This is a genomic window from Rhizobium mongolense USDA 1844 (genome assembly GCF_000419765.1).
GTDB classification, from domain to species: Bacteria; Pseudomonadota; Alphaproteobacteria; order Rhizobiales; family Rhizobiaceae; genus Rhizobium; species Rhizobium mongolense.
Genome location: NZ_ATTQ01000005.1, coordinates 148,580 through 174,307 on the forward strand (window position 1 = coordinate 148,580; position 25,728 = coordinate 174,307).

28 protein-coding genes and 1 pseudogene are annotated in these 25,728 nt (G+C 60.2%); 17 read left to right on the forward strand and 12 right to left on the reverse strand.

Annotated elements, in window-relative coordinates:
• Positions 1 to 40: 40 nt before the first annotated feature.
• A complete protein-coding gene (locus A3C3_RS0110850) occupies positions 41 to 1,105 on the forward strand; it encodes a porin (protein WP_028739559.1) in 1,065 nt (354 codons plus the stop codon).
• A 101-nt stretch (positions 1,106 to 1,206) separates the two neighbouring features.
• Here A3C3_RS0110850 and A3C3_RS0110855 read toward each other — a convergent pair whose 3' ends face one another.
• Together A3C3_RS0110855 and A3C3_RS0110860 are read right to left on the reverse strand one after the other, a co-directional pair.
• Positions 1,207 to 2,100 (reverse strand): alpha/beta fold hydrolase, encoded by an 894-nt coding sequence (locus tag A3C3_RS0110855; protein WP_022714630.1) that lies wholly within the window; start codon positions 2,098 to 2,100, stop codon positions 1,207 to 1,209.
• 57 nt (positions 2,101 to 2,157) lie between these two features.
• Positions 2,158 to 4,233: a lytic transglycosylase domain-containing protein gene (locus A3C3_RS0110860; protein ID WP_028739560.1), complete on the reverse strand. Its 2,076-nt coding sequence runs from the start codon at positions 4,231 to 4,233 to the stop codon at positions 2,158 to 2,160.
• Positions 4,234 to 4,448: 215 nt separating this feature from the next.
• Here A3C3_RS0110860 and dapA point away from each other — a divergent pair, with 215 nt between their 5' ends.
• The 3 genes from dapA (at position 4,449) to A3C3_RS0110875 (ending at position 6,346) form a co-directional block, all read left to right on the forward strand.
• Positions 4,449 to 5,333, forward strand: a complete 885-nt coding sequence (dapA, locus tag A3C3_RS0110865; RefSeq protein WP_022714632.1) for a 4-hydroxy-tetrahydrodipicolinate synthase — start codon at positions 4,449 to 4,451, stop codon at positions 5,331 to 5,333.
• Between the two features lie 113 nt (positions 5,334 to 5,446).
• Positions 5,447 to 5,926, forward strand: a complete 480-nt coding sequence (gene smpB / locus A3C3_RS0110870; protein ID WP_022714633.1) for an SsrA-binding protein SmpB — start codon at positions 5,447 to 5,449, stop codon at positions 5,924 to 5,926.
• A gap of 3 nt (positions 5,927 to 5,929) precedes the next feature.
• Complete coding sequence (locus tag A3C3_RS0110875) at positions 5,930 to 6,346, forward strand: DUF3830 family protein (RefSeq protein WP_022714634.1); 417 nt, start codon at positions 5,930 to 5,932, stop codon at positions 6,344 to 6,346.
• A 3-nt stretch (positions 6,347 to 6,349) separates the two neighbouring features.
• On the opposite strand, the gene A3C3_RS0110880 is transcribed toward A3C3_RS0110875, so the two are convergent.
• Positions 6,350 to 6,931, reverse strand: coding sequence for a LabA-like NYN domain-containing protein (locus A3C3_RS0110880; protein ID WP_022714635.1), 582 nt, complete (start codon positions 6,929 to 6,931; stop codon positions 6,350 to 6,352).
• Between the two features lie 295 nt (positions 6,932 to 7,226).
• Between A3C3_RS0110880 and rpoZ the strand changes: the two genes are divergently transcribed.
• From rpoZ to A3C3_RS0110930, 11 genes and pseudogenes are all read left to right on the forward strand, one after another.
• On the forward strand, positions 7,227 to 7,631 hold the full coding sequence (rpoZ, locus tag A3C3_RS0110885; protein ID WP_022714636.1) for a DNA-directed RNA polymerase subunit omega: 405 nt from the start codon (positions 7,227 to 7,229) through the stop codon (positions 7,629 to 7,631).
• Positions 7,632 to 7,750: 119 nt separating this feature from the next.
• Positions 7,751 to 9,964: a RelA/SpoT family protein gene (locus A3C3_RS0110890; protein WP_022714637.1), complete on the forward strand. Its 2,214-nt coding sequence runs from the start codon at positions 7,751 to 7,753 to the stop codon at positions 9,962 to 9,964.
• A gap of 164 nt (positions 9,965 to 10,128) precedes the next feature.
• Positions 10,129 to 10,278, forward strand: a complete 150-nt coding sequence (locus A3C3_RS43505; protein WP_074067150.1) for a DUF3563 family protein — start codon at positions 10,129 to 10,131, stop codon at positions 10,276 to 10,278.
• Between the two features lie 145 nt (positions 10,279 to 10,423).
• On the forward strand, positions 10,424 to 11,014 hold the full coding sequence (locus A3C3_RS0110895; RefSeq protein ID WP_028739561.1) for a DUF2062 domain-containing protein: 591 nt from the start codon (positions 10,424 to 10,426) through the stop codon (positions 11,012 to 11,014).
• A gap of 25 nt (positions 11,015 to 11,039) precedes the next feature.
• Positions 11,040 to 11,444 carry a holo-ACP synthase gene (gene acpS, locus A3C3_RS0110900; RefSeq protein ID WP_022714639.1) on the forward strand — a complete coding sequence of 135 codons (405 nt, stop codon included), beginning with the start codon at positions 11,040 to 11,042 and terminating at the stop codon, positions 11,442 to 11,444.
• Positions 11,445 to 11,558: 114 nt separating this feature from the next.
• Positions 11,559 to 12,302 (forward strand): signal peptidase I, encoded by a 744-nt coding sequence (lepB, locus tag A3C3_RS0110905; RefSeq protein ID WP_028739562.1) that lies wholly within the window; start codon positions 11,559 to 11,561, stop codon positions 12,300 to 12,302.
• Positions 12,299 to 13,018: a ribonuclease III gene (rnc, locus tag A3C3_RS0110910; protein WP_022714641.1), complete on the forward strand. Its 720-nt coding sequence runs from the start codon at positions 12,299 to 12,301 to the stop codon at positions 13,016 to 13,018. The genes lepB and rnc overlap by 4 nt, the downstream gene beginning before the upstream one ends.
• A gap of 7 nt (positions 13,019 to 13,025) precedes the next feature.
• Positions 13,026 to 13,967 carry a GTPase Era gene (gene era / locus A3C3_RS0110915; protein WP_022714642.1) on the forward strand — a complete coding sequence of 314 codons (942 nt, stop codon included), beginning with the start codon at positions 13,026 to 13,028 and terminating at the stop codon, positions 13,965 to 13,967.
• Positions 13,968 to 14,200: 233 nt separating this feature from the next.
• Positions 14,201 to 14,626 (forward strand): annotated as a pseudogene (locus A3C3_RS38155) (response regulator); the annotation flags it as partial.
• A 54-nt stretch (positions 14,627 to 14,680) separates the two neighbouring features.
• Positions 14,681 to 15,454 (forward strand): DNA repair protein RecO, encoded by a 774-nt coding sequence (gene recO, locus A3C3_RS0110925; protein ID WP_022714643.1) that lies wholly within the window; start codon positions 14,681 to 14,683, stop codon positions 15,452 to 15,454.
• A 98-nt stretch (positions 15,455 to 15,552) separates the two neighbouring features.
• The gene (locus A3C3_RS0110930; RefSeq protein ID WP_022714644.1) at positions 15,553 to 16,548 is read left to right on the forward strand and encodes an aldo/keto reductase; all 996 of its coding nucleotides are present in this window, start codon (positions 15,553 to 15,555) and stop codon (positions 16,546 to 16,548) included.
• Here the strand turns inward: A3C3_RS0110930 and A3C3_RS0110935 are convergent.
• From A3C3_RS0110935 to A3C3_RS0110945, 3 genes are all read right to left on the reverse strand, one after another.
• On the reverse strand, positions 16,545 to 17,402 hold the full coding sequence (locus tag A3C3_RS0110935) for an MOSC domain-containing protein (protein ID WP_022714645.1): 858 nt from the start codon (positions 17,400 to 17,402) through the stop codon (positions 16,545 to 16,547). The two genes, A3C3_RS0110930 and A3C3_RS0110935, sit on opposite strands and share 4 nt — an antisense overlap.
• A 9-nt stretch (positions 17,403 to 17,411) precedes the next feature.
• Positions 17,412 to 18,056, reverse strand: a complete 645-nt coding sequence (locus A3C3_RS0110940) for an HD domain-containing protein (RefSeq protein ID WP_028739563.1) — start codon at positions 18,054 to 18,056, stop codon at positions 17,412 to 17,414.
• A 71-nt stretch (positions 18,057 to 18,127) separates the two neighbouring features.
• Positions 18,128 to 19,921 (reverse strand): putative bifunctional diguanylate cyclase/phosphodiesterase, encoded by a 1,794-nt coding sequence (locus tag A3C3_RS0110945; protein WP_022714647.1) that lies wholly within the window; start codon positions 19,919 to 19,921, stop codon positions 18,128 to 18,130.
• A 437-nt stretch (positions 19,922 to 20,358) separates the two neighbouring features.
• Here A3C3_RS0110945 and A3C3_RS0110950 point away from each other — a divergent pair, with 437 nt between their 5' ends.
• Both A3C3_RS0110950 and A3C3_RS0110955 read left to right on the forward strand, forming a co-directional pair.
• Positions 20,359 to 20,688, forward strand: a complete 330-nt coding sequence (locus tag A3C3_RS0110950) for a hypothetical protein (RefSeq protein WP_022714648.1) — start codon at positions 20,359 to 20,361, stop codon at positions 20,686 to 20,688.
• A 128-nt stretch (positions 20,689 to 20,816) separates the two neighbouring features.
• Positions 20,817 to 21,332 (forward strand): superoxide dismutase family protein, encoded by a 516-nt coding sequence (locus A3C3_RS0110955; protein WP_022714649.1) that lies wholly within the window; start codon positions 20,817 to 20,819, stop codon positions 21,330 to 21,332.
• Between the two features lie 22 nt (positions 21,333 to 21,354).
• Here A3C3_RS0110955 and A3C3_RS0110960 read toward each other — a convergent pair whose 3' ends face one another.
• The 6 genes from A3C3_RS0110960 to A3C3_RS0110985 form a co-directional block, all read right to left on the reverse strand.
• Positions 21,355 to 21,930, reverse strand: a complete 576-nt coding sequence (locus tag A3C3_RS0110960) for a hypothetical protein (RefSeq protein WP_022714650.1) — start codon at positions 21,928 to 21,930, stop codon at positions 21,355 to 21,357.
• A gap of 66 nt (positions 21,931 to 21,996) precedes the next feature.
• Complete coding sequence (locus tag A3C3_RS0110965; RefSeq protein ID WP_022714651.1) at positions 21,997 to 22,899, reverse strand: mechanosensitive ion channel family protein; 903 nt, start codon at positions 22,897 to 22,899, stop codon at positions 21,997 to 21,999.
• Between the two features lie 32 nt (positions 22,900 to 22,931).
• Entirely contained in the window at positions 22,932 to 23,462 is a 531-nt protein-coding gene (locus A3C3_RS0110970) for a tyrosine phosphatase family protein (protein ID WP_022714652.1), read from the reverse strand.
• Entirely contained in the window at positions 23,459 to 24,034 is a 576-nt protein-coding gene (locus A3C3_RS0110975; protein WP_051154457.1) for an HD domain-containing protein, read from the reverse strand. Before A3C3_RS0110975 ends, A3C3_RS0110970 begins: the two co-directional genes overlap by 4 nt.
• A 26-nt stretch (positions 24,035 to 24,060) precedes the next feature.
• Positions 24,061 to 24,900 (reverse strand): CAF17-like 4Fe-4S cluster assembly/insertion protein YgfZ, encoded by an 840-nt coding sequence (gene ygfZ, locus A3C3_RS0110980; protein WP_022714654.1) that lies wholly within the window; start codon positions 24,898 to 24,900, stop codon positions 24,061 to 24,063.
• Between the two features lie 78 nt (positions 24,901 to 24,978).
• Complete coding sequence (locus A3C3_RS0110985; protein ID WP_022714655.1) at positions 24,979 to 25,722, reverse strand: hypothetical protein; 744 nt, start codon at positions 25,720 to 25,722, stop codon at positions 24,979 to 24,981.
• Between the last annotated feature and the right edge of the window lie 6 nt (positions 25,723 to 25,728).

Sequence of the window (25,728 nt, forward strand, 5' to 3'; positions counted from 1 at the left end):
AAATCCCAGACCCGATCGAAACTTTGAATTGGAGGTCACTATGAACATCAAGAGCCTTCTTCTCGGCTCCGCTGCTGCTCTCGCAGTAGTTTCCGGTGCTCAGGCCGCTGACGCTATCGTCGCTGCTGAGCCGGAACCGGTTGAATACGTTCGCGTCTGCGACGCTTACGGCACCGGCTACTTCTACATCCCGGGCACGGAAACCTGCCTGAAGATCGAAGGTTACATCCGCTTCCAGACCGACTTCACGTTCGGCGACCTCGCTGACAACGGCGGCGGCGAAGACTGGTCGGCCCGTACCCGCGGTCAGGTTGCCTTCACGGCGAAGAGCGACACTGAATACGGTCCGCTCACCGGCGTTATCGTTTATCAGGCAAACTTCCGCCCGAACGGTGTTGCCAACAGCCAGGATGATCAGAACGACACGGTTATCGATGAAGCCTACATCGATCTGGCCGGCTTCCGCGTTGGTAAGTTCGTCAACTGGTGGGATGCTGACTTCTCCGGTGAAACGGAAGTTATCAACAACAACACCAACTTCAACGCGATCCGTTACCAGTACGACTCTGGCGACTTCTACGCCGGTATTGCTGTTGAAGAGCTGACCCGTACCGGTGGGGATGTCGTGCCCCTCGACAACGGTGGCAACAACATCGGTATCGACGCTGCTGTCGGCGGCAAGTTCGGCGCCCTCAGCTGGGAACTTCTCGGCGGCTACGACCTCGACCGCGCCGACGGTGCTATCCGTGGCATCATCTACGCAGACATCGGCCCGGGCACCTTCGGTCTCGCCGGCGTCTGGGCTAGCGGCCCGAGCGACTACTATGACAACGGCGAATGGGCTATTGCTGCTCAGTACGCTGTCAAGGCAACTGACAAGTTCACCATCACCCCGGCTGTTCAGTACACCAACAACATCGACGTCGACGGAGAAGACGATTTCGACGGTGGCAGCGAATGGCGCGCTGGCGTTACGCTCGACTACGAAATCGTCGAGAACCTGACGACGAAGGTGACCGTTAACTACATCAGCCAGGACCACGACAATGGCGATGAAGACGAAGACGGCGTAACGGGCTTCTTCCGCCTGCAGCGTTCGTTCTAATCTAATCTGATCTGACTTCGGTCAAATCGGGAAGCCCGGCTTTTGAGCCGGGCTTTTTTCTTTGCGGGGGTCAGCTTCCGACGGCCCTGAGACGGATGCCTTTAGAGGTCGCGGAGAAAGCGACGGATTTCCTCCGCCACATCATCGAGATGCAACAGCGGCGCATGGCCCTGACATCTTGCTGTGAACTGCCGTGCTGCCGGATGTCGCCGCAGCATCTCTTCGACCGTTGCCTTTGACAACAGTTTTGAAGTCTCGCCGCGGATAACCAGCAGCGGTATCGCCGCCATTGCGTCGAACGGTTTCCAAAGATCCGGCAGCGGCTTGCTGAAATCGGCAGCGATCACTGCCTCGGCGATGGCCGGATCGATATCCGTGACCAACCCATAATCGGTTTCGCGATAGATTGCGAAGGCCATGCCGCGCCAATCGTCGGCGGAAAGAGCAGGAAATTCCGCCTCGTGCAGTTGGCGAAGCAATCCGGCCGCATCGTCCCAGTCACGGGGCCTTCGCGGATTTGCGAGATAAGCTTGAATATGCCGAAGCCCTTCTAGTTCGAGCACCGGGCCGACATCGTTGAGCACGACGGATGCCAGCAGTTCCGGCTTCATCTCGGCGATGAGATGCAGGATAAGCCCGCCGCGTGACGTTCCGATGAAGACGGCTTGCGTGATGCCGAATGCGCTGCAGGCGGTCAGAACGTCGTTTGCTTCCACGCCGAGATTGTAATTCTGCTTGTTGTCGTCCCACGCCGAGCGGCCGCGTCCCCGATAGTCGAGCGCGATTACGCGTCTGGGACGCTCCGGGTCCTTCGAAAGGATGAGCGCAAGCTGATGAAAATCGCGGGAATTGCGTGTCAGGCCGGGAAGGCAAATTACCGGCGGGGAGACGGATGCCGACGGATTCCCGGCTCCATAGTCGCGGGCGTAGAGCTTGAGCCCGTCGACTGACAGGTATGTCTTCTCCTCGAAGCCTTCGGTGGTGTTTGAAAACATTGCGATTTCCCAATTGCGCTCAGGAAATCTAGCCTGCTTCAGCGTCAAAGCAAATGATCAGGATGAAGACCGCCCGCCGATCAGGTCGCGCTCGATATCCGGCGTCTGACCGAGCCGCGCCTTATAGACCTCGTAATTCTCCATCACGCGCTGGACATAGTTGCGCGTTTCCGGAAAGGGGATGCGCTCAATCCAGTCGACGATTTCATTGATGGATTTGCCGCGCGGGTCGCCGTAGCGGCTGATCCATTCGGGCACGCGCTTCGGCCCGGCATTATAGGCGATAAAGGTCAAGATGTAGGAGCCGCCGAAGGCGTCGATCTGTTCGCCGAGATAATGCGCGCCGAGCGTGGCGTTGTAGCCGGCGTCCGCTGTCAGCTTGTCGGCTGAATAGGTGATGTTGTGGCGCTGGGCGACTGCCTTGGCGGTCCCGGGCAAAAGTTGCAGAAGGCCACGGGCGTTTGCGGACGAGACGGCGGCGGGGTTGAAAGCGCTTTCCTGCCTTGCGATGGCATAGGCGAGCGCCTTGCCCGAGCCGGAGATATTCGCGTTCGAGGGAATGACGCCGACAGGGAAGGCCAGCGCCGCGACATCCATCCCGCGCGCATAGGCGATCTTGCCGACTTGCAGCGACAGGTGATGGTTGCCGGAGCCTTCCGCCTGCGCCGCCAGGATGGCAAGTTCGCCGGCACTTTGAAGCTGCTCGGCGAGCGCCAGGTAAAGGCTTGCCGCACGCCAGCCATGGCCCGCGGCCTCAAGGCGCGAAATCGCCTGAACGGCTTCGCGGGATTGGAGGCGCTGCCGGTCTTCCATTGTGGGCGACGGATAGGAGACTGTGAGCGTCTTGCGCCCAAGCCGCTCAGCTGCGAGCTGACCGTAGAAAGTGCTCGGGAAGTTTGCTGCCTTTGCGTAGAATTCGCTGGATTTGCCCGCTCCGCCGGCATCTGCGGCACGGCCCAGCCAATACCAGGCCCGCGAAACGGAGATCGGACCGTTCGAAACCTGAAGAATCTTGCGGAAATGCGTCTCGGCCGTCGCCGGATCCTGCAGTCCTCGCAACGCATACCAGCCGGCGTGGAATTCGGCTTCGACAATATCTGCCGGGTTCGTCGCGACGTGGTTGGCGACGACACGGTAGGCGGCCTTGAACTGGCCCTGGTCGACGAGGCCGCGACTGACGATGCGCTGCTCATTCCACCACTCGCCGGAATTCACCAGTTCATCGCGCGCCGAAGGCATTTGCGCCAGAAGCTTGGCGGCTTCGGCATATTTGTCCTGCTTGCGCAGATATTCGATGCGGGCAAACAGATAGCCTGGGTCATTCGACCATTTGCCATCGACAGCATTCAGGAGCGCGCCGGCATTGGCCGCCTTGCTCGCGACCGCCGACCATGCCTTGTAGAGGGATTGCGCCTGGCCCATGTCGCCAAAACGCTTGGCCTGCGCCGTCCGGCCGCGATACATCAGATATTCCATGCGCGCCTTGTGGTCGGCGGCGCCGAGCAGTGCTGAGAACTCCGCCAGGATCTTGTCTTCGGTCTGCTTGTCGAGTGCTTCGCTGCGCCAGACCTTGCGGATATGTTTCGCGGCCTGTGTTTGTCTGCCGGCAGAGACCAGCGCTCGCGAGAGGATCATCGCGCCCGGCGTCGTTTCCGGTGCGGTGTCGCCGAAAGCAGCAAGGATCGCAGCCGGGTGCGGATTTTCGTCGTAGAGTGCGCGCTCGGAATAAGCGCGCAGCTTGGAAAGTCCCGGCCAGCCTTTGAGTTCCTGTGCCGCGCCTGCGATTTCATAGGAAGGCACGCCCTTGATGCCGGAAACGGCGATCGCCCATGTCAAGATATGCCGGTCGAGCGTGCCCTTGCCCATGCCGTTGCGGATCGAGATGGCCTGCTGCGGATCCTTGCTGGAAAGCGCGTCTAATGCGGCCTTCAGGTTTCCGCTCACGGGCGCGACGGTCGTGCTGCGCGGGATGGCACCGGTCATGATCGATTCAGGTACCGAGGTTTGCGGCACGAAGCCGATTGGCTTTACCTCGGGTACCGGAGCGCCGGTGTCAGGCAGCGGCGAGGCGGCGCTGCTCCACGCGGCGGCCGCAAGGCCGAGGGTGGAGAGGATCAACACAGCTCTTTTCATCCGGGATACTCGTCAGGAAAATATGCCTCGAGTTTCGCAATAGGCCTCTTAATGAAACCTTACCGAAACCGGTAAAATTCGTTCACATTTGATGTCGGAATTTGCCCTAAACCGATCCATGCGCGCTTGTCGCGGCGATTTCGCCGCTTTATGGTGCGCAACCTATATTCAAGGAATGCGGCTGAAGCGTGGATATCGGCCGTGAGGAGTTGCGCATGTTTAAGGGATCCATTCCCGCCCTCGTCACCCCCTTCACTGATGCCGGACTGGTTGATGAAGCCTCCTTCGCTTCCCATGTCGATTGGCAGATCAGGGAAGGCAGCAGTGGTCTCGTTCCCGTCGGCACGACCGGCGAGTCTCCGACGCTGTCGCATGGCGAGCACAAACGGGTCGTGGAAATCTGCATCGAAGCGGCGGCCAGGCGCGTGCCGGTCATGGCTGGCGCCGGCTCGAACAATACGCGCGAGGCGATCGAGCTTGCCCAGCATGCCGAAAAGGCGGGCGCCGACGCCGTGCTCGTCGTCACGCCTTATTACAACAAGCCGACCCAAAAGGGTCTGATCGCGCACTTCTCGGCAATCGCCGAGGCCGTCAGGCTGCCGATCTATATCTACAACATTCCCGGCCGCTCGGTGGTCGACATGACACCGGAAACGATGGGCGCGCTTGCCAAGGCGCATTCGAACATCGTCGGCGTCAAGGATGCCACCGGCAAGATCGAGCGCGTTTCCGAACAGCGCATCACTTGCGGCAAGGATTTCCGCCAGCTCTCCGGCGAGGATGCGACGGCACTCGGCTTCAACGCCCATGGCGGCGTTGGTTGCATTTCGGTAACGGCGAATGTCGCGCCGCGTCTCTGTGCAGAATTCCAGGCGGCAACGCTTGCCGGCGATTACAACAAGGCGCTCGAATATCAGGACCGCTTGATGCCGCTGCACAAGGCGATCTTCCTGGAGCCGGGCCTCTGCGGCGCGAAATACGGCCTCTTTAGGCTCGAACGCATGAGGCGCAACGTGCGCTCGCCGCTGATCTCCACGCTGGAGCCGGCGACGGAAGCGGCAATCGATGCCGCGATGCGTCACGCCGGGCTGCTGAACTGAGCGGGGCTGGAAGGCGGACTGCGTCCGTCTTCACAAGTTTCGGCTGTTCCCCTACATAAGGGCAGGAAATGAGGGCGCGCGGTTTTGTGCGCCCGCAAGGATTGGATCGAGTCATGGCCCCCAAAGGCAGCCAGCGTATCGTGAAGAAGGTCGTGGCCGAAAACCGCAAGGCCCGCTTCAACTACGAAATCATCGATACATATGAGGCCGGGCTCGTTCTGATGGGCACCGAAGTCAAGTCCTTGCGCGAAGGCAAGGCCAATATCGCTGAATCCTACGCTTCGGATGAAGGCGGCGAGATCTGGCTCATTAATTCCTACCTGCCGGAATATCTGCAGGCCAACCGCTTCAACCACGAGCCGCGCCGCCGCCGCAAGCTTTTGCTTTCGAGCCGCGAGATCAACAGATTGCGTGCCGGCATCAACCGCGAAGGCATGACGCTGATCCCGTTGAAGATCTATTTCAATGACCGCGGCCGGGCGAAGATGGAACTAGCGCTCGCCAAGGGCAAGAAGCTGCACGACAAGCGCGAGTCCGAGAAGGAGCGCGATTGGAACAGGCAGAAGAGCCGCCTGCTGAAGGACAATGGCTAAGCGATGCGAAGGCTGAAGATTTCGGTGGCCTCGCAAGTCTTCGTGGCGAAACTGGAGGTCGAAAAGGCGCCGAAAACCTGCGCTGCGTTCACGTCGCTGCTACCCTTTCGAAATCAGACTATCCATTCGCGATGGAGCGGGGAGGCGATCTGGGTGCCGCTCGGCGATTATCAGTTCGGCGTGGATTTCGAAAATCACACCTGCTATCCCTCGCGCGGCGATATCCTGCTTTATCCGGGCGGGCACAGCGAGACAGAGCTGCTCTTTGCCTATGGCAGCTCGTCATTTGCGAGCAAGATGGGCGCCCTTGCCGGCAATCATTTCCTGACGATCGTCGAAGGCCGCGAACAACTCGATGACATGGGTAAACTGGTGCTCTGGAAAGGCGCCCAGCCGATCCTGTTTGAGGCTTTGGATTGAGAATTACTCCTCGAAGTCGCTCGCCGGGGCGATCTCGACAGGCTTTTGCGGGCGTTCGGACGGGTCGCGGCCGATCTCGCTTTTCAGCGACAGAAGATCGATGAAGTGATCCGCTTGGCGGCGCAGGTCGTCGGCGATCATGGGCGGCTGCGTCGCCATCGTGGAGATGATCGACACCTTGCGGCCCTTACGCTGAAGGGCTTCCACCAGGGTGGTAAAATCGCCGTCGCCGGAAAAGATGACGAGGTGGTCGACGGTTTCGGATTGCTCCATGGCGTCGATCGCCAGTTCGATATCCATGTTGCCCTTGATCTTCCGGCGGCCCATGGAGTCGGTGAATTCCTTGGCAGGCTTGGTGACGACCTTGTATCCGTTGTAATCGAGCCAGTCGATCAGCGGGCGGATGGAGGAATATTCCTGATCCTCGATCAGCGCGGTATAATAGTAGGCGCGCAGCAGGTATCCGCGTTTCTGGAACGCTTTCAATAGCTTGCGATAATCGATATCAAAGCCGAGGCTCTTGGATGCAGCGTAGAGGTTGGCGCCGTCTATGAAGAGTGCAATTTTTTCGCGTGGGTCGAACATCGCTTGCCAATCCAATTAGAGTAATCCAAATCTTCTTCGGTCAAAATTCCATAAAAACAATGGCTTAGTTAACGAAGAAAGAATAATTCTTAATTTATGAATTATTCATATAAAGGAGATTTAGGGCACGATTCGGCATATTCCAAGCAACTAACGGTGGAATTGTCACATTCACTCGAAAATTTTAGCAGGGCGACCCATAAACGGCGGGGCCGTGCATGAAAAACTTGAATTCGTCGGCTTTTAATTGTATCGGGCGTTCTAATCCCGAAATCACGACCGTAAAGGACAGGCAATGGCCCGTGTCACAGTTGAAGATTGCATCGACAAAGTTGAGAACCGCTTCGAGCTGGTTCTGCTTGCCAGCCACCGCGCCCGGCTGATTTCCCAGGGTGCCTCGATCACCATCGATCGCGACAACGACAAGAACCCCGTCGTGGCGCTGCGCGAAATCGCCGATGAAACGCTGTCTCCCGACGATCTGAAGGAAGACCTCATCCACTCGCTGCAGAAGCACGTCGAAGTCGACGAACCCGAGCCCGATCCGGCAAGCCTCATTGCCGCTGGCGGCGTTGCGGCTGCGGAAGGCGAGGAGCAGGACGATCAGCCCGAGACGATCACTTTCGACCAGATGTCGGAAGAAGAGCTTCTGGCCGGTATCGAAGGTCTTGTGCCTCCGGAAAAGAGCGACGACTACTGATACGTCGCGAGACGATTACCAATCGTCAATCTTGCGCCTTTATTGCTAAGGCATATTATTACCAGGCGTGCGCCAATCGGTGATTGGCGCGCTTTTGTTTTTATTGGAGTAGTTCCGGGATGATGCGGCAGTACGAGCTCGTGGAGCGGGTGCAGAAATACAAGCCCGACGCCAATGAAGCTCTGCTGAACAAGGCCTACGTCTATGCCATGCAAAAGCATGGACAGCAGAAGCGTGCCAGCGGTGATCCCTATATCTCCCATCCGCTCGAAGTCGCCGCGATTCTGACGGACATGCATCTCGACGAGTCGACCATTGCCGTCGCTCTGCTGCATGATACGATCGAGGATACGACGGCGACACGCGCCGAAATCGACGAGCTCTTCGGCGAAGATATCGGCCGGCTGGTCGAGGGCCTGACGAAGATCAAGAAGCTCGATCTCGTCACCAAGAAGGCCAAGCAGGCGGAGAACCTGCGCAAGCTGCTGCTTGCGATCTCCGACGATGTGCGCGTGCTGCTCGTCAAGCTGGCCGACCGCCTGCACAATATGCGAACGCTCGACCACATGTCGGCAGACAAGCGTGCCCGTATCTCCGAGGAGACGATGGAGATCTATGCGCCGCTTGCGGGTCGCATGGGTATGCAGGACATGCGCGATGAGCTGGAGGAGCTTTCCTTCCGCCATATCAACCCGGAGGCTTACGAAACCGTCACGAAGCGCCTGCAGGAGCTCTCGCAGCGCAACGAAGGCCTGGTCAAGAAGATCGAAACGGAACTGCGCGATCTGCTGGTGACCAACGGCTTGGCGACGGCTAAGGTCAAGGGGCGCCAGAAGAAGCCGTACTCGGTTTTCCGCAAGATGCAGTCGAAGTCGCTTTCCTTCGAGCAGCTTTCGGATGTCTATGGCTTCCGCATCCTCGTCGAGGACGTTCCAGCCTGCTATCGCGCGCTCGGCATCGTTCATATGCGCTGGCGCGTCGTGCCTGGCCGCTTCAAGGATTACATCTCAACGCCAAAGCAGAACGACTACCGTTCGCTGCACACGACGATCGTCGGCCCCTCCAGCCAGCGCATCGAACTGCAGATCCGCACCAAGCGCATGCATGAAATCGCCGAATACGGCATCGCCGCGCACGCCCTTTACAAGGACGGCGCGACCAATACCGAGGGCGATATTCTCTCGCGCGAGTCCAATGCCTATTCATGGCTCCGCCACACGATCGAGGCGCTAGCCGAAGGCGATAGCCCCGAGGAATTCCTCGAACACACCAAGCTTGAGCTGTTCCAGGACCAGGTCTTCTGCTTCACGCCGAAGGGCAAACTGATCGCCTTGCCGCGCGGCGCAACGCCGATCGACTTTGCCTATGCCGTTCACACCAATATCGGCGACACGACGGTTGGCGCCAAGATCAACGGCCGCATCATGCCGCTGGTGACAAGACTTGCGAACGGCGACGAGGTCGAGATCATCCGCTCCGGCGTGCAGGTGCCGCCAGCTGCGTGGGAGGAGATCGTCGTGACCGGCAAGGCGCGTGCCGCAATCCGCCGCGCCACGCGCCTGGCGATCCGCAAGCAATATGCCGGCCTTGGCCATCGCATTCTGGAGCGCACCTTCGAGCGGGCGGGGAAGATATTTTCTCGAGACGCGATGAAGCCGGCCCTGCACCGCCTCGGCCAGAAGGATGTCGAGGACGCAATCGCCGCCGTCGGCCGGGGCGAGATGTCGTCGCTCGATGTCCTGCGCGCTGTCTATCCTGACCATCAGGATGAGCGCGTCACGGTCAAGCCGAGCGGCGATGACGGCTGGTTCAATGTCCGCAGCGCCTCTGGCATGATCTTCAAGGTTCCAGACAAGGCCAAGACGGAGGCGGAGACGGATGCTGATATGGGCCCGATCCGCGGCATTTCCGGCAATATCGCCGTCCAGTTCGCACCCGCAGGCGCCGTGCCCGGCGATCGCATCGTGGGCATCATGGAGAAGGGGAAGGGCATAACCATCTACCCGATACAGTCGTCCGCGCTGCAACGTTTCGATGATCAGCCCGATCGCTGGATCGATGTGCGCTGGGACCTGGACGAGGCAAACAAGTCGCGCTTCATGGCGCGCGTGCTCATCAACGCATTGAACGAGCCTGGCACGCTGGCCAAGGTGGCGCAATCCGTTGCGGGCCTTGACGTGAATATCCGTTCCTTAAACACGGTGCGCGTCGCCGCCGACTTCACCGAAATGGCGGTCGATGTCGAAGTATGGGATCTCCGCCAGCTCAACCAGCTGCTCGCGCAACTGAAGGATTTGGATTGCATTGCGACAGTGCGGCGCCTCTACGACTGAGGCGTTTGCACATTTTATGATCGCTTTGTTGCAGAATTCGCGTACCGAAAAGGCAAGGCATGCACGCGCTGCATGGCTGTGCCTATATTAGAGCGTTGGTAATTGTGCGCTGCAGCACCTATCTTCCGGTCATCAGAGAATGAACGAGAGAAAGAACCAACGCTATGTTTACTCCAATCAAGAAAATCGCCCGCGCTCTTCGCGTTCCGAGCGTACAGGAACGTGAAATGGCATACCTCAACGGTTCGTATGACCGTATCGATCTTGAATACCGTCAGCGTCAGGTTGACCGGGGCCTGTTCCGTAGCCGTTGATTGCGGTCTAAACTTCCAAGGGTGCGAGAGGGCGCCATGCATGACGCGCGCCCTTCGGTGAAGAGCTTCGACGGCGGCTGAGGCGAGCCCCCTAGACGTTTGACTGCTCTTGTCATGGCGACGTGCGCTGCCCTAAATAGCCGCCATGCTGTTTCGCCGTAGAAAACCTGCAGGATTTCGTGAAAGGACGCGAGAGTTGTTCTGGCCCCGCAAGGGCTTTCTGCGTCCGCTGCGCTATCTGAAGATGCGCATCCTGCGCCTGACGGCTTCGCCGCACGCCGTGGCAATGGGCGTTGCAGCCGGCGTCTTCGTATCCTGGACGCCGTTCATCGGCGTGCATTTCATCATGGCCTTCGTGCTAGCCTATTTCCTCTCCGGAAACATGGTTGCTGCAGCGCTCGGTACGGCGGCCTTCGGCAATCCCCTCACATATCCCTTCATCTGGGCGGCCACCTGGGAAATCGGTCATCTGCTGCTCATGCGCGAGAATGCGATGACCGGGCAGTCCGTCGATCTGATGGAGCTTTTTCACAAGCTCCGTTTCACCGAGCTCTGGAAGCCGGTGCTCGAGCCCATGCTGATCGGCGCCATTCCTCCGGCCGCCATCAGCTCCGTTGTGCTTTATATTCTGACGTTCTACACCGTGAAGGGTTTTCAGGTCCGCCGCCGCGAGAGGCTGATGGAGCGGGCGCGCCTTCACCTTGCCCATCCCACGCAGGATATTCCGACTGTATGATTTCGTTTCGACAGAGAGGCATCGCATGATCATCGGCATTGGCAGCGATCTGATCGACATCCGCCGTGTCGAAAAGTCGCTTGAGCGCTTCGGCGAGCGCTTCACCCACCGTTGCTTCACCGAGATCGAGCGGGCGCGCTCCGACCGCCGTGCCAACCGCGCCGAATCCTATGCGAAGCGTTTCGCCGCCAAGGAAGCCTGTTCGAAGGCGCTCGGCACGGGCATGGCGCAGGGCGTTTTCTGGAAGGATCTGGGTGTTGTCAACCTGCCGAGCGGCAAGCCGACGATGCAACTGACGGGCGGCGCCGCTGTCGTGCTTCAGTCCATGCTGCCCGCCGGACACAGGGCGATGGTGCATTTGACGATAACCGATGATTACCCGCTCGCTCAGGCATTCGTGATCATTGAAGCCCTGCCGGAAAGCGCGTGAGGAGCGGCGTGTCGTCGCTTTTAATGTTCGCGGCATTGCCGCCACCCGCCGAAGCCGCTAGAGAGAAGCAAACAGAGAATGCGCCGCTGCGGCGCCTTTAAGGAACAAGACTGCGTGTCCGAAAAAGCCGATACTAAGCCGAACGCCCTTTGGGAAAATATTAAAGTCATTATTCAGGCATTGTTGCTGGCGATGGTGATCCGGACGGTCTTCTTCCAGCCGTTCACGATTCCATCCGGTTCGATGATGCCGACCCTGCTCGTCGGCGACTACATCTTCGTCAACAAGTTCGCTTACGGCTATTCGAAATACTCGCTGCCTTTTTCGCCGAACCTTTTCGCCGGCCGCATCTTCGGCTCCGAGCCGAATCGCGGCGATATCGTCGTCTTCCGCTTTCCGCCGAACCCGGACATCGACTACATCAAGCGCGTCGTCGGCCTGCCGGGCGACCATATCCAGGTGACGGATGGCGTGCTCCATATCAATGGCAAGCCGGTTCCGAAGGTGGCGGACGGCGCCTTTACCTCGGATTACAAGCTCGATCCGGGCGAAGACGTGCCGGTGTTCCGCGAAACGCTCGACAATGGCAAGACCTACGACACGCTGGACCAGTCGCCCGTTTCGCGCGGCGACAACACCCAGGATTTCGTCGTGCCGGAAGGCCATTACTTCATGATGGGCGACAATCGCGACAATTCTCTCGACAGCCGTTTCGACGTCGGCTTCGTTCCGGCGGAAAACCTCGTCGGCCGCGCCAGCGTCATCTTCTTCTCGCTCGGCAACGACACGTCGTTCCGCGAAATCTGGAAATGGCCGACCAACATGCGGTGGGACCGCCTCTTCAAGGTTGTTGAATGAGCAAAGTGCAGACGCTTTCGGCGGCGGACCGGACGAGGCTTGAAGCCTTGATCGGCCACGAGTTCGCCGGGAAGGAGCGCCTGGACCGGGCTTTGACGCATGCGAGCGCCCGCACGCAGAAGGGCGCCAATTACGAACGTCTGGAGTTCCTGGGCGACCGTGTGCTGGGCCTCTGCATCGCTGAACTGCTTTTTCGCACTTTTGGGACGGCTGGGGAGGGCGAGCTGTCGGTGCGCCTGAACCAGCTGGTCAGCGCCGAGACCTGCGCGGAAGTGGCCGACGAACTGGGTCTGCACCTCTTTGTCCGCACAGGCGCCGACGTCAAGAAGCTTACCGGCAAGCGCATGATGAACGTGCGCGCCGATGTCGTCGAAAGCCTGATCGCGGCACTCTATCTCGACGGCGGTCTTGAGGTCGCCCGCCGCTTCATCCTGAAATACTGGGAAAAGCGGGCGACCCGCGCCGACGGCGCAAAGCGCGACGCCAAGACCGAACTGCAGGAATGGGCGCATGCGAAATTCGGCGTCACGCCGCAATATCGGGTTGAAGAACGCACCGGGCCGGATCATGATCCGCGCTTCACGGTGACGGTGGAAGTCGTCGGCGTGAAGCCGGAAACGGGCGTCGAGCGCTCGAAGCGTGCGGCCGAACAGGTCGCCGCAGCAAAGATGCTGGAACGCGAAGGCATTTGGCAGCAAGCCTCTGCCGGAAATTGACAGGACAATGACGGAAGAAAACGATATGGCGCATGAAGTCGCCGCTGAAACCAATGGCGAAACACATTCCGGCTTCGTCGCACTGATCGGCCCGACCAATGCCGGAAAATCGACCTTGGTAAACCGCCTTGTCGGTGCCAAGGTGTCGATCGTCAGCCACAAGGTGCAGACGACACGCGCCATTGTCCGCGGCATCGCGATCCATGGCAATGCGCAGATCGTCTTCATGGATACACCCGGCATCTTCAAGCCGCGCCGCAGACTGGACCGCGCCATGGTCACGTCGGCCTGGGGCGGGGCCAAGGATGCCGATCTCATTGTGCTGCTGATTGACAGCGAGCGCGGCCTGCGCGGCGACGCGGAGGCGATCCTGGAAGGGCTCAAGGAGGTGCGGCAGCCGAAGATACTCCTGCTCAACAAGATCGACCGCGTCAAGCGCGAAGACCTGTTGGCGCTGGCCGCTGCCGCGAACGAGAAGATCGCCTTCGAGCAGACCTTCATGATCTCGGCGGAGAACGGCTCCGGCTGCGACGACGTCATGGATTATCTGGCGAAGACCCTGCCCCAGGGTCCATGGTACTATCCGGAAGATCAGATTTCCGATCTGCCGATGCGCCAGCTCGCCGCCGAGATCACCCGCGAAAAGCTCTTCCTGCGTCTGCACCAGGAGCTTCCCTATTCGTCCCACGTCGAAACGGAAAAGTGGGAAGAGCGCAAGGACGGCTCGGTCCGTATCGAGCAGGTGATCTACGTCGAGCGCGACAGCCAGAAGAAGATCACGCTTGGCAAGGGTGGCGAGACGATCAAGGCGATCTCCTCGGCATCCCGAAAGGAACTCGCCGAAATCCTTGAACAGCCGGTGCACCTGTTCCTGTTCGTCAAGGTTCGCGAGAACTGGGGCGATGACCCGGAGCGGTTCCGGGAAATGGGGCTCGACTTTCCGCGTTGACCGATTGAAAAAGACCGGCTGGAATGGCTTGGCGGAACCAGGCGGCCGCCCATAAAATTTTGCGGCTATGTCTTTTTTGAATGCAAATCGGTCAAACAGAAAATAAGGTCGGTGATGCCACTTTTCCTCCGATTTTGCTTCTTATCGACAGAAACGGAAAAGCGGCTCAGGTCGCATGGCTTATAGCCCGGAACCGGGCATAAGGGGGTACCAGAGGTAGAGATGCGGGTTAAGCAGGCGGTGTGCGCCGTAAACGGCGTTCAGCGAAGGGCGCGGAGATCATGAACGCAAGCCGTGTTCTGGTCCTTGAAGACAGTCTCATCATCGCGATGGAAGCGGAAGATATGCTCCGCGCCGTCGGCGTGGAGACCATCGATATCGCAAGCGGGCTTGATCAGGCGATGGATGCGGTGAAATCGGAAAGCTATGATTTCGCGCTGCTCGATGTCAATCTCGGCGAGGCGATGAGCTTCGGCTTTGCCCGGCATTTGAATGACACGGGCATCCCTTTCGGCTTCGTTAGCGGCTATTCCGACACGCGAGACTTCCCGCCGGACCTCCAGGATGTGCCGCTTCTCGTAAAGCCCTTCGACGAAGGTGCGATGCGCGAATTCCTCGAGAAGCTCTTTCCGAGTGCCGAATTGGACCCGGCTTCATGACATAGCGCTGTGCTTGCTTTAGGATCAATTCCGCAAGCTTGAGGTTCGTTCGCCATGCAGTGGCAGGATCATGCAATCATCCTTGGCGTCAAACGCCACGGCGAGACCAGCGTCATTGCCGAGGTAATGACGCGTGCTCGCGGCCGGCATCTCGGCCTGGTGCGTTCCGGCCGTTCGCGCGCGATGCAGCCGGTGCTGCAGCCCGGCAACGAGGTGGATGTCATCTGGCGCGCGCGCCTTGACGAGCATCTCGGCGAATTCCGCGTCGAGCCGCTGCGGCTGCGCGCAGCACAGCTCATGGAAACAGCCACCGCCGTCTATGGGGTGCAGGCGATGGGCGCTCTTTTGCGGCTTTTGCCGGAGCGCGACCCGCATCCGCATCTTTACGATGCGCTCGAGGTCATCCTCGACAATCTGCACAATCCGGCAGATGCCGGTGAACTCTTCGTCCGCTTCGAGCTCGCCGTCCTTAACGACCTTGGCTTCGGCCTTGACCTTGCCGAATGCGCAGCAACCGGCGCGCGGACCGATCTTGCCTATGTCTCGCCGAAATCCGGCCGGGCGGTCAGCCGGTCAGCCGGTGCCCCCTGGGCGGACAAGATGTTCGTGCTTCCGGGCTTTCTGCGCACCGACGGCAATGATGCCGCTGACTTCGACAGTCTGAGCGCGGCCTTTCGCCTGACGGGCTTTTTCCTTCATCGCCACGTCTACGAGCCGCGCGGCATCGAAGCGACTGCAGCCCGCGACGGCTTCATTCAGGCAGCCCTGAAGGCACTCAATTCGTCTCTTAGGGCCACTCCTGCTGCGCCGGACGAGCTCTCGGCCTGAGGGTTGTTTTTCACTGCTGAAAAACATGCTGCGGAATTGGAGGTTTATCCGTTCCGGCGTCCTGCCTATGTCTGCTCATCTTGCTTTGGAGGACTTTCATGCTGACTAAGACAGATAATGCGACAACGATCACGCTCTGGAATGGCCGCGAAGTCCCGAGGCTCGGCATGGGCTGCTGGGCGATCGGCGGGCCGTTCTTCGCAGGCGACGTGCCACTCGGCTGGGGGGAGGTCGACGATGACGAGTCGATCGAGGCCATTCATCGCGCCGTCGATCTCGGCATCCGCTTTTTCGACACGGCCTCGAACTATGGCGCCGGGCATTCGGAAGAAGTCGTTGGCCGCGCGATCGGCAATCGCGACGATATCGTTATTGCCACGAAATTCGGCTTTGCCACCGACGAGAAAACGAAGCAGGCAACGGGCGCCTTTGCCGATCCGGCCTTCATCCGCAAATCGGCGGAAACGTCGCTGCGCCGGCTCAAGCGTGATCGGCTCGATCTCCTGCAGTTCCACCTGAACGATTTCCCGCTCGAAGCGTCGGACGACGTTTTCGATGTACTCGAGGCACTTAAGGCAGAGGGTAAGATCGACGCCTTCGGTTGGAGCACGGACTTCCCCGATCGCGCCGCCCGCCACGCAGGTTGCAAGGGTTTCGTATCCATACAGCACACGATGAATGTCTTCGAGCCGGTGCCGGCCATGGTCGATGTAATCGAGAAGAACGGCCTGCTGTCGATCAACCGCGGACCGCTGGCGATGGGGCTTTTGAGCGGCAAGTTCACGCCGGAGAAGACAGTCGGCGCCACGGATGTCCGCGCCACGAGCCTCGACTGGATGGTTTATTTCAAGGATGGGCGCATCGCGCCGGAATTCGCAGCCCGCCTGGAAGCCGTTCGCGACCTGCTGGCCACCGGCGGCCGCACGCTGACACAAGGTGCTCTTGCGTGGTTATGGGCACGCTCGCCGCGCACGCTGCCCATTCCCGGTTTCCGCACAGTCGCCCAGGTTGAGGAAAACGCCGGCGCTTTGGAAAAGGGACCGCTGCCACGGGATGTGATGGCACGGATCGATGCAGCGCTAGCCGGCCGTTAACCCGCCGCCCGCAACTTGAAAGCCCAGCCTTCCGGCCGTTCCTCGATGATGGTGACGGCATCGCCGATGGCGATCCGGCCGGTGCTGCGCGGTACGGCATTCCAGCCGAAAATCGCGCCGCGCACGCGGCGGTCTGCCGACATGCGGATGCGGCCCATGGCGGGCATCGGGTTTGGCACCTCGCGCGAGCCCGTCAGTTGGTCCTGCGTCGTCATGATGCAGCGCGCGCAGGGTTTCACGAGATCGAGACGGATGCCGCTGATCTCGATTGCCGCCCAGCGGTCCTCCGGCCAGGCTTCGTCCGTATCGATAACGATGTTCGGCCGGAAGCGCTCCATGCCGACGCTGCCCTCCGCGTGCGAGGCGAGGTTGGCGTTGAGCGCTTTCAGCGAGCCGGTCGTCGTCACCAGGATCTGGTAGCCGTCCGCGAATGTCATGGGAGTCTCGCCGCCTGCCCATTCTGGATTGGCGATGCGCTGCGCCTGGCTATCGAAAAAGACCAGCTTCACGTCCCGTCCGAGCCATTCGGAAAGCCGAGCATTGCTTTCGTCGTCGGCAACTGCGGCATTCACCAGGGATTTCCAGACCACGACATCCATGCGGCGGTCCGGCTGCGGCGGCGGGACGGCGATATCCGGCTTCCCCGTCATCGCCAGCCGGAAAGCCTCCGGCTCGGGCCGGACTTCGAGTCGGGCGAGTGCCGGCAATTCGCGTTGCGTGATGAAATGACCGTCAGGATCCGTCACCATCGCGCGCCGGTCGCCGGGAAGGCCGAAGGCGTCTACCGCCGAGAAAGGGATGGCGATGGCACGGGCGCTCTTGAGCGGATAGATAAACAGATCGCTGACGCGCATTTCGTTCTCCTAAATCTCGTCCATGAATCCCGTGAGGAAGTCGCGCAGACGCTTGTCGCGTTCGGCGGCAAGGGCGCGACCCGCCACCGTCTGAAATCCCTCGGCAAGTTTGAACAGCTTTGTCTGGAAATGGTCAATGGCATAGCGCCGGTCGTCGAGGGGGCGACGTTCAGCTGCCGGATCGAATGGATCATAAAGGCCCGACGCCATGCGGCCGCCGATATAAAAACAGCGCGCCGCGCCCACCATGCCGATGGCGTCGAGGCGGTCGGCGTCTTGCAATATTCGCGCTTCCAGGGTTTCCGGCGTGATGTTGGCAGAAAAGCTGTGGGTGGTGATCGCATGCGCAACGGCCGCGATCTCATCTGCCGCCCAGCCCAGTTTTTTCAGGATGCCGGATGCCTTCTCTGCCGCGAGTGCCGAAGCTTTGGAGCGCAACGGTGAGCTCTTTTCGACCGCGACGCAGTCATGGAGCAGCACGGCGGCGGCTAGGATCCGACCGTTTCCGCCCTCTGTTGCGTGGATCCGCATCGCATTGCGGAAGACGCGCAGGATATGGGCAAGGTCATGCGACCCGTCATCGCCTTCCGTGGCGTAGGGAGTGAGTTTGGCCGCGAGACTTTCAAAAGGAGAAAAGGCCTTGGCTTCGAACATGCCTGTCACCGGATTTTGGGAGTGCTGGGACTTTCGCATAAAGCTTCCGGACACGAGTCGCAATGAAGCTCTCAGCTCGCCTTCGCCATGGATCCGGAGCGTGATGCTGAAAGCAGCCGCGCGACGTCCGGGGCAGGTGCCGGCGGGCTGATGTAGTAGCCTTGAATCTCGTCGCATTCCTCTCTTTCGAGCAGGCTCTTCTGTTCGGCCGTCTCGACGCCCTCGACGGTGACGCGCATGCCAAGCGCATCGCCGAGCAGGATGATCGCGTGCATGATGGCATAGGCTTCCTTGTTTTCGGCGATTCCGCAGACGAATGATTTGTCGATCTTGATCTTGTCGAAGGGAAAGCTGCTCAGGTAGCTGAGCGACGAATAACCGGTGCCGAAATCATCCATGGAAATCCGGATGCCGCGCTCCTTCAGGGCATGAAGGATCGGCAGCGTATCGTCGAGATTTTCCATCAGCACGCTTTCGGTGATCTCCAGTTCGAGCCGCGCCGGGGATATCGCTGCCTCCGCAATCGCCTCATCGACATCGGCCAGCAGATCGCTGCTGGTGAACTGGATCGCCGAGACGTTGACGGCGATCTTGATGTCTTCCGGCCAGCATGCGGCCTCGCTGCACGCCGTTCTCAGGACCCAGCGCCCGATATCGACGACGAGGCCGACCTCTTCGGCAAGTGGGATGAACTCCATCGGCGGCACGCGGCCGCGCGTTGGATGGTTCCAGCGTACGAGGGCTTCGAAACCGCAAATGCGCTGCTGACGCAGGTCGTAGAGCGGCTGGTAATGCAGTTCGAATTCGTCGCTGTGTAATGCCAGCCGAAGGTCGGCTTCGAGCGCGTGGCGGGCCTGGATGCGGGATGCCATCTCGCTCGTGAAGAAGCGCTCGTGCTTGCGTCCGTCCGCCTTGGCCTGCGAGAGCGCGACACCGGCGTTGCGGAGCAATACGTCGGTCTCGGCACCGTCTTCGGGCGCGAGTGCAATTCCCATCGAGACGCTGAGCTCGATCTGCTTGTCGCCGCGAAAGAAGGGCTCGGAAAGCTCGCGGCGGATCTGGTCGGCAAGCGCCATGACATTCCACGGCTGCTGCCTTCCACGTTGAAGAATCGCGAATTCATCGGAGCCGAGGCGGGCCAGAATGTTCTCTCCGCTAGCCGATGCACGGATGCGTTCTGCAACCTGGCGAAGGATGGTGTCGCCGGTCGAAACGCCCATCGTATCGTTGATGGATTTGAAGCGGTCGAGGTTCAGGTGCACGAGCGCGATCTGCTCGTCCGGCGCGCGCTCGGAAAGGGCGGCATCGACCTGCTCGCGAAAACGGATGCGATTCGGCAGGCCGGTCAGCGGATCGTGATGCGCGAGGTGGGCGATCCGCTCGGCGGCCTTCCGCTCTTCGGTGACGTCGGAATGGATCGCGATATTGCTTCCATCCGGTAAGACGGTCACAACACTGACGATTACGCGGCCGTCGTCCATCAGCCATTCGCGCCGGCGGATTTTACCTTGGCCGGGCGGCATCGCAGACGCCTCTTTGGAGCGGTAAGCGGATCGAACCGTCTTCCTCTCTTTTCCGGGGATCCTCGTGCTGAGAGCCCGCACAGAAACTCCAGCGACTGCCTGATCGGCGAAAAGACCGAAGAGCTGACGGAACCGGTCGTTGCAAAGGATCAGGCGCTGTGCCGAATCGAAGACGCTGAGACCGAGCGGCAGGTTATCGAGCACGAGGGCGAAAAGGGCATGGTTGCGGCCATGGCTTCGATAGGTCTCGATGACCAGCGCCATGAGGCGCATCGCGTCGACTGAACCGTCGTTTTTTACGGCTTGGGTGCATTGCTGCCAAAAGAGCGTTTCAGCATCCATGAGGGCGATTACCCTGCATGCAGGTCGCTGCGAGTCACCGCTGATCCCCATAGCTCAAATCCGAGCAGGAAACGCCGCGCTTCGCACCGGGCACGCAAAGGCCTTTCTGAAAATCTTTGAAATATTCGATTTAAACAATACCGGAAACGACCGGTTCTCCTGCGGCAACCCGTTGCAATCATTATCTGTTGGCCGAATTAACAATCGGTTGCCTGCGAAGTATATGACAAACCGTATATTTCCAGCTATGCCACGTGCACGCGTAGGATGCAAGGCGGCACGCTTCGTGTAAAAGCTTTGTCAACCTTGATTAATGAGAAGTTAACAGCTTATTGACCCGACTCGCAAATCAGTCTATCCACCGAGTCAGTTTTGATTTTCCCCCATCGTATTGCGTACAGACATCACCGGAAAAAAGGCGGTGAACGGAGGTTTGTATGACTCATGTTTCATCTGTTTCAGAAACGTCTTATGCCTATTTGGCGACCCTTTCGCGGCTGGACGCGAATGGTGACGGCGTATTGAGCCGCGGGGAGCGTGCAGCTGATGAAAAGCCCGGCATACTCAAGCGGTTCAGTGAAGACGATGCGGGACGCCAGCCGCGCTCCACGGCTGGCGACAATGTTCTCGCGCTGATGATCGAACTTGGCGATAGCGGCGCCGGGAGCGTTGCGTCGAATTCTCAGGATGCGGCAGGCGAGAGCGATTACGCCTCCGAACTCTACCGCAATACATACGGCCAGTACGACCTCGACATAGCGTCCTGAGCTTGACCTGGAGCAATCGATGAAGCCGGCCCCGAATGGCCGGCTTTTTTTTGCCTGATCTGCAGCAGGAACACCTTCCTCCATGAGGCGTTGGGAACAATAAGCTCTCAAAAATGGAAGGAATCCGGATGGCAAGGATAGTCACAATTGCGGCATTCGCCGTTGCCGCAACGGCTTCGATGGCATTTGCGCAGGATAAGCAGACAGCGATTGCAAATTTTGTCGGCGAGGACGGCAAGGAGAACGGCCGTGCGACGCTGACGGCTGCGGCCAGCGGCGGCGTATTGATCGAGCTCGAGGTCTCTGGCCTTCCGTCAAACCGATGGGTGGGGTTCCATATCCACGAAGTCGGCAAATGCGACCCGGCCACCCATCATGAATCGGCAGGCAAACATTTCAATCCGACGGAGGCCGAGCACGGCATCCTGACAGCCAAGGGTCCGCATGCCGGCGATATGCCGAACCAATTTGTCGACCAGCACGGCGTCCTGCGCGCCCAGGTCTTCAACAGCATGGCCACGCTTGACGGCAAGGAGGACGGTGTTCGCGGCCGTGCGCTGATGATCCACGCAAATTCGGACGACTATCGCAGTCAGCCGGCGGGCGATGCAGGTGCAAGGCTCGCTTGCGGCGTTATCGAATGAAGGGTGGAGGCGCGCCGTCTTCTCAACTATAGTAGAAGCGTTCGGCGTACCAGTCCGTCGAAGCCATCGGCTTTTCCTGTGCGACCCAGCGGGCGATATCGCTTTCCTCCAGCAAATCCGCCGTTGCCTGATCTTCAACGCCGACAAAGATGAGATTGGTATTTTCCCTGAGGCGCGGATCGAGCGTAAAGCCCATCCGGCTGTCATTGGCGCTGTGAAGCAGGTCCATCCGGACATAGAAGAATTCCGGATGGTAGCTCATGTCGCTTGCCTCGTTGAAGGCATGCGCGACGTCGATGACCGACTTTGCCGGCCCATTATAGGCCGTGATCGCCTCGTTAAGCCCGAAGGTCGCCCCGTAAAGAGCAGCGGAGCGGGCGGGAATGATGGTGATTTCGCCGTTCGTCAGATCGATCTGCTGACCGGAAAAGCCGCTGACCTGACCGTCAAGCGTGCCTCGGAAGAAATAGGAGAAGCGCCCGCGCGTCAGATAGATCGCCTGCCAGCGAAACCGGACATATTCCTCCGACGGCCCCATAAGGTCCTTCAGGGTCAGCAGGCACTGCAGAAACGTATCACGGTAGTTCGGCAGCCGCATCGGTCAATCTCCTTGGGAGGGTAACCGATGGAGAGTCAAAACGTTCCGTGCCGGAGTGCCTGTTGCCTACCGGCGGGCTTTTCGTTCTGGCATTGCAGGCTCTCCGGCTATCATTTCGGCATCGGCGACCGCCGCCGACCCGGACTGTGCTTCGGCGCCGTATAGGGGAATGAGATGCCCGGCCTGATCGATGGCGAGCTTGGCACGCTTGATCATGTCGCGGCTCACGCCCCACCAGTCCCCGCTCTTGGCCCAATAGCGCAGCGTGAGACCGATCGTTGCGCCGCTCATGCTGTCGATGAAGACGGCCGGGGCTGGCGTTTTCAGGATGCGCGGGTCGGCCTTGGCAAAGCCGAGCAATCGCTCCATGGCGGCATCGGCATCGTCTTCATAGGCGAGGCTTATCTTCAACTCGTTCTGGCGCGTTGGTTCCCGGCTGTAGTTGGTGATCGGCGTGTTCCAAAGGATCGAATTCGGAGCGAGCCGATAGAGCCCGTCAAATGTCTTGAACTCCGTGGCGAAGAGACCGATCTCGCGAACGGTGCCCGAGACGCTGCTCGTCTCGATATATTCCCCAACCCGGAAGGGGCGCAGGATGAGCAGCATGATACCCGCCGCGATATTCTGCAGCGTTCCCTGCAACGCCAGGCCGATCGCCAGGCCCGCAGCGCCAAGAGCAGCGATGATCGACGCAGTCTGAACGCCGAATTGGGCAAGAACCGTGACAAAAACGAGGATCAGCAGAGCATAGCGCAAGACATTTGTGAAAAAACGCGCCAGCGTTTCGTCGATGCCACGCACTCGCGACATGCCTTCATAGGCCCAACGGCTCACGAAGCTCGCCATGACCCAGCCGGCGATCAGAAGGATAATCGCTCCGAGGATCGCGAACGAGTATTGCACGGCAAGCGCGCTTGCCTCGTTGAGCGCGGTGCGGGTTGCCGCGATGACGTCCGTTGCCTGCTCCATGCCAAAGCTAGATGGGGCAGGCGGCAGAAGCGTCAACCGTCAAATTCTGTCGTCACCGAGAGCACGAAAGGCGCATTGCCATCGGCATCAGCACCGCGTCCGATGGCGCGGACGGCGTCCACCAGACGGCCTTTTCTCTGGAGAAGCACATCGCCGATTTCGACGATGCGGGCGTTGGGCGTCGCATAGGGCGAGGCGCTGCGCAGGCGCTTTGCCAGCGCCATCTCGTCCTGGTCCGGCGCAAGCCAAAGCGCTGCGATCAGGGCGGCGGCGGGAGAGCGGGAAACTCCCATCCAGCAATGGATCAGCAGAGGCGAGCGCTGGTCCCAGGCGGCGGCAAAATCGATCAGCTGGCGCACATGCGCCTCCTCAGGTGCGACCAGATTTCCCGTTCCCTTGAAGGCGATGTCGTTCATGTACAGGAGCAGGTGGCGGTCGGCGGCAATTACGCCGGGCCGGTGGAAGGCCTGTTCCTTTGCCATCAGGCTGATCATTTCCCGCGCGCCGTGGCGAACCGCCATTTCGGCGATCCGGCAAAGCGGCGAGACGACGATCCTCGTCATGGTTTCGCGCTCCTCCGCATCGTCTCGATCGCCTCGAAGCGCTCGCAGAAGAGCCTCTGTGCCTCCAGCGCCGGAAGCGGCTCGATCAACAGCATGTCCTTGCTGATGCCGCGCGGCTGGCCGAAGAATTTTCGGGCTTCGACAGGCGTGAAGCCGGCCAGGCAGGTCGCCTCGAAATAGGCCGCGATCGTATCGGCCTTCTTGATCTTGTCCTTGAGTTCCCGTGACGGGTGCGGCGGCAGGCCGAAGCGCAGGTGAACCGCCGCCTCGAGACGCTTCTCCACGGCCTTATAGCCGCCGCCGACGACTGATTTGAACGGCGAAATCATGTCGCCGATCACATATTCCGGGGCATCGTGCAGCAGCGCCATCATGCAATCGTCCGGCGTCGCATCGTTGAAGCGCCGGAAGATGTCCTCGACGACGAGGCAGTGCTGGGCGACGGAGAAGGCATGGTTCCCGCAGGTCTGGCCGTTCCAACGCGCCACACGCGCGAGGCCGTGGGCGATATCGGTGAGTTCGACATCGAGCGGCGAGGGGTCGAGCAGATCCAGGCGTCGGCCAGACAGCATGCGCTGCCATGCGCGCGGCTCCTTGCTCACGCGTTCGCCTCGTCGGCGCTCGCAGGGAAGCTGAGGCCGGACCAGGGCGGCAGGCTTAACGAAACGGTCGTCTCTCCCGCCAGCAGCGGAATGCCGCTTGCGATGGCTTCGCCGACGCGATCGATGCGGACGATCGCAAGCCCATTGCTGCCGACGACGGTGCCCAAAGCGCCGACCGGCTTTCCGGCAGCGGTGATCTCGGTCCCCGTGACGGGCAGATCGGCATCGGCGCTGACCGATACGACACGCCGGCGCGCGGTGCCGCGATGCTGCATGCGGGAAACCACCTCCTGACCGACATAGCATCCCTTCCTGAAGGAAAGACCACCGTTCAGATCCAGCAGCACGTCATGCGGAAACGCGTCCTGGAGGGCGAAATCCGCACCGGAAATCGCAACGCCATACGCAGCGCGCAGGGCATCATAAAGCATGGCATCCGCCGTGCCATGATTGCCGCGGCGGCGCACAAGCACCCTCCCGGCCTTCGCAAAGCGGCTGTCGGCCACGCCTTCCGCGGCCTCTTCGTCCCAGGACACGGTAACGCCTTGCTCTTCGACCGGTTCAAGTGTCACAACGGCGTGCAGTTTGTACATGGCCAGCCGCTTCAAGAGCGCATCCCGCTGGCCGACGTCCGTCTCGATGATGAAATCGGTACCCTCGCGCCAGATCATGAAGTCGAACAGGATCTTGCCCTGCGGCGTCAGCAGCGCGCCCGGCCGGGCTTCGCTTGCGGAAAGCGAGACGATGTCGGTCGTAATGAGATTGTGCAGAAAGGCTTCGGCGTCAGCCCCGCTGACGCGGATAAGCGCGCGATCCTTCAGAAAGACGGCTGGCATGGTGGAACCTGTCGCGTTCGTTATCGCTCAGAAGTAAGTGTTCCGTGCGCTGGCTGCAAGCCGGATTGAAAGCCAAGCTCAGTCGCCGGCCGTGAAGAACTTCCATTTCCCGGCGGGCGTAATGCCGAGACGGTAAAAATTGTAGCCGCCGAATTCCTGCATGTCGGAAAGGTCGCCCGCAGTGACGATGCGCAACAGTTCCACGCGTTCCGGCGGGGTCAGAGCCTTCAAATCCTTCTCGGCGAAATAAGGCCAGACATACATCTCGTCCGGCGTGCCTGCGCCGACATGCACGAAACCGGTCGAGATCACGTCGAGCAAGATTGCGAGGATCTCGTCGCCGTCCGGGTCACCCGATAGATCTTTCAGCGTGCCGATCGGGTCGTCCGTCGGTTCGCCCACTGACACTTGCGTCTGTTCGGCACCGGTGCCGAAGAGCGGCCGCAGGCGCTCCAGGTCGCCGGATGCCGCGGCTTCTACGATCTGCTCGCGCATGCGGCGCACCGGCTCCGGCACCTTGCTGATGTCGTAGATTACTTCGACAGGCTTCGAATCGTCACTCGCGCCGGGCGTCGTGTCGCTGCCTTGGTCCTTGCTGACGAGGGGATCTGGCATCGGCACGCCCGGAGACGTTGAAGACGGTGTCTGGGACTGTCCGGAATTTTTCTGATCGGCCGCCTGCGGATCGGCTTGGCCCGGAATCTTCTGGAGTTCAGAAAGAGCATTTGCCGAAGGAGCCGCCAGAATGCCGGCGCTGAGACAAACAGCGAGCAGGAGCGGCGCGATCGAAAGCCGCGGTTCGGTGTCCTTACCGGTACGCATGGGACT

What these genes read in the sequence shown, in the direction of transcription:
- A3C3_RS0110970 (WP_022714652.1), bottom strand. Translation starts at nt 23,462, where the DNA reads ATGACGAGGATCGTCGTCTCGCCGCTTTGCCGGATCGCCGAAATGGCG.
- rpoZ (WP_022714636.1), top strand. Translation starts at nt 7,227, where the DNA reads ATGGCCCGTGTCACAGTTGAAGATTGCATCGACAAAGTTGAGAACCGC.
- A3C3_RS0110940 (WP_028739563.1), bottom strand. Translation starts at nt 18,056, where the DNA reads ATGTTCGAAGCCAAGGCCTTTTCTCCTTTTGAAAGTCTCGCGGCCAAA.
- A3C3_RS0110965 (WP_022714651.1), bottom strand. Translation starts at nt 22,899, where the DNA reads ATGGAGCAGGCAACGGACGTCATCGCGGCAACCCGCACCGCGCTCAAC.
- rnc (WP_022714641.1), top strand. Translation starts at nt 12,299, where the DNA reads ATGAGCAAAGTGCAGACGCTTTCGGCGGCGGACCGGACGAGGCTTGAA.
- A3C3_RS0110855 (WP_022714630.1), bottom strand. Translation starts at nt 2,100, where the DNA reads ATGTTTTCAAACACCACCGAAGGCTTCGAGGAGAAGACATACCTGTCA.
- A3C3_RS0110875 (WP_022714634.1), top strand. Translation starts at nt 5,930, where the DNA reads ATGCGAAGGCTGAAGATTTCGGTGGCCTCGCAAGTCTTCGTGGCGAAA.
- A3C3_RS0110890 (WP_022714637.1), top strand. Translation starts at nt 7,751, where the DNA reads ATGATGCGGCAGTACGAGCTCGTGGAGCGGGTGCAGAAATACAAGCCC.
- A3C3_RS0110950 (WP_022714648.1), top strand. Translation starts at nt 20,359, where the DNA reads ATGACTCATGTTTCATCTGTTTCAGAAACGTCTTATGCCTATTTGGCG.
- A3C3_RS0110860 (WP_028739560.1), bottom strand. Translation starts at nt 4,233, where the DNA reads ATGAAAAGAGCTGTGTTGATCCTCTCCACCCTCGGCCTTGCGGCCGCC.
- A3C3_RS0110960 (WP_022714650.1), bottom strand. Translation starts at nt 21,930, where the DNA reads ATGCGGCTGCCGAACTACCGTGATACGTTTCTGCAGTGCCTGCTGACC.
- A3C3_RS0110895 (WP_028739561.1), top strand. Translation starts at nt 10,424, where the DNA reads ATGCTGTTTCGCCGTAGAAAACCTGCAGGATTTCGTGAAAGGACGCGA.
- dapA (WP_022714632.1), top strand. Translation starts at nt 4,449, where the DNA reads ATGTTTAAGGGATCCATTCCCGCCCTCGTCACCCCCTTCACTGATGCC.
- A3C3_RS0110985 (WP_022714655.1), bottom strand. Translation starts at nt 25,722, where the DNA reads ATGCGTACCGGTAAGGACACCGAACCGCGGCTTTCGATCGCGCCGCTC.
- A3C3_RS0110850 (WP_028739559.1), top strand. Translation starts at nt 41, where the DNA reads ATGAACATCAAGAGCCTTCTTCTCGGCTCCGCTGCTGCTCTCGCAGTA.
- era (WP_022714642.1), top strand. Translation starts at nt 13,026, where the DNA reads ATGACGGAAGAAAACGATATGGCGCATGAAGTCGCCGCTGAAACCAAT.
- A3C3_RS0110930 (WP_022714644.1), top strand. Translation starts at nt 15,553, where the DNA reads ATGCTGACTAAGACAGATAATGCGACAACGATCACGCTCTGGAATGGC.
- A3C3_RS0110955 (WP_022714649.1), top strand. Translation starts at nt 20,817, where the DNA reads ATGGCAAGGATAGTCACAATTGCGGCATTCGCCGTTGCCGCAACGGCT.
- acpS (WP_022714639.1), top strand. Translation starts at nt 11,040, where the DNA reads ATGATCATCGGCATTGGCAGCGATCTGATCGACATCCGCCGTGTCGAA.
- smpB (WP_022714633.1), top strand. Translation starts at nt 5,447, where the DNA reads ATGGCCCCCAAAGGCAGCCAGCGTATCGTGAAGAAGGTCGTGGCCGAA.
- A3C3_RS0110945 (WP_022714647.1), bottom strand. Translation starts at nt 19,921, where the DNA reads ATGGATGCTGAAACGCTCTTTTGGCAGCAATGCACCCAAGCCGTAAAA.
- recO (WP_022714643.1), top strand. Translation starts at nt 14,681, where the DNA reads ATGCAGTGGCAGGATCATGCAATCATCCTTGGCGTCAAACGCCACGGC.
- A3C3_RS43505 (WP_074067150.1), top strand. Translation starts at nt 10,129, where the DNA reads ATGTTTACTCCAATCAAGAAAATCGCCCGCGCTCTTCGCGTTCCGAGC.
- ygfZ (WP_022714654.1), bottom strand. Translation starts at nt 24,900, where the DNA reads ATGCCAGCCGTCTTTCTGAAGGATCGCGCGCTTATCCGCGTCAGCGGG.
- A3C3_RS0110975 (WP_051154457.1), bottom strand. Translation starts at nt 24,034, where the DNA reads ATGCTGTCTGGCCGACGCCTGGATCTGCTCGACCCCTCGCCGCTCGAT.
- A3C3_RS0110880 (WP_022714635.1), bottom strand. Translation starts at nt 6,931, where the DNA reads ATGTTCGACCCACGCGAAAAAATTGCACTCTTCATAGACGGCGCCAAC.
- A3C3_RS0110935 (WP_022714645.1), bottom strand. Translation starts at nt 17,402, where the DNA reads ATGCGCGTCAGCGATCTGTTTATCTATCCGCTCAAGAGCGCCCGTGCC.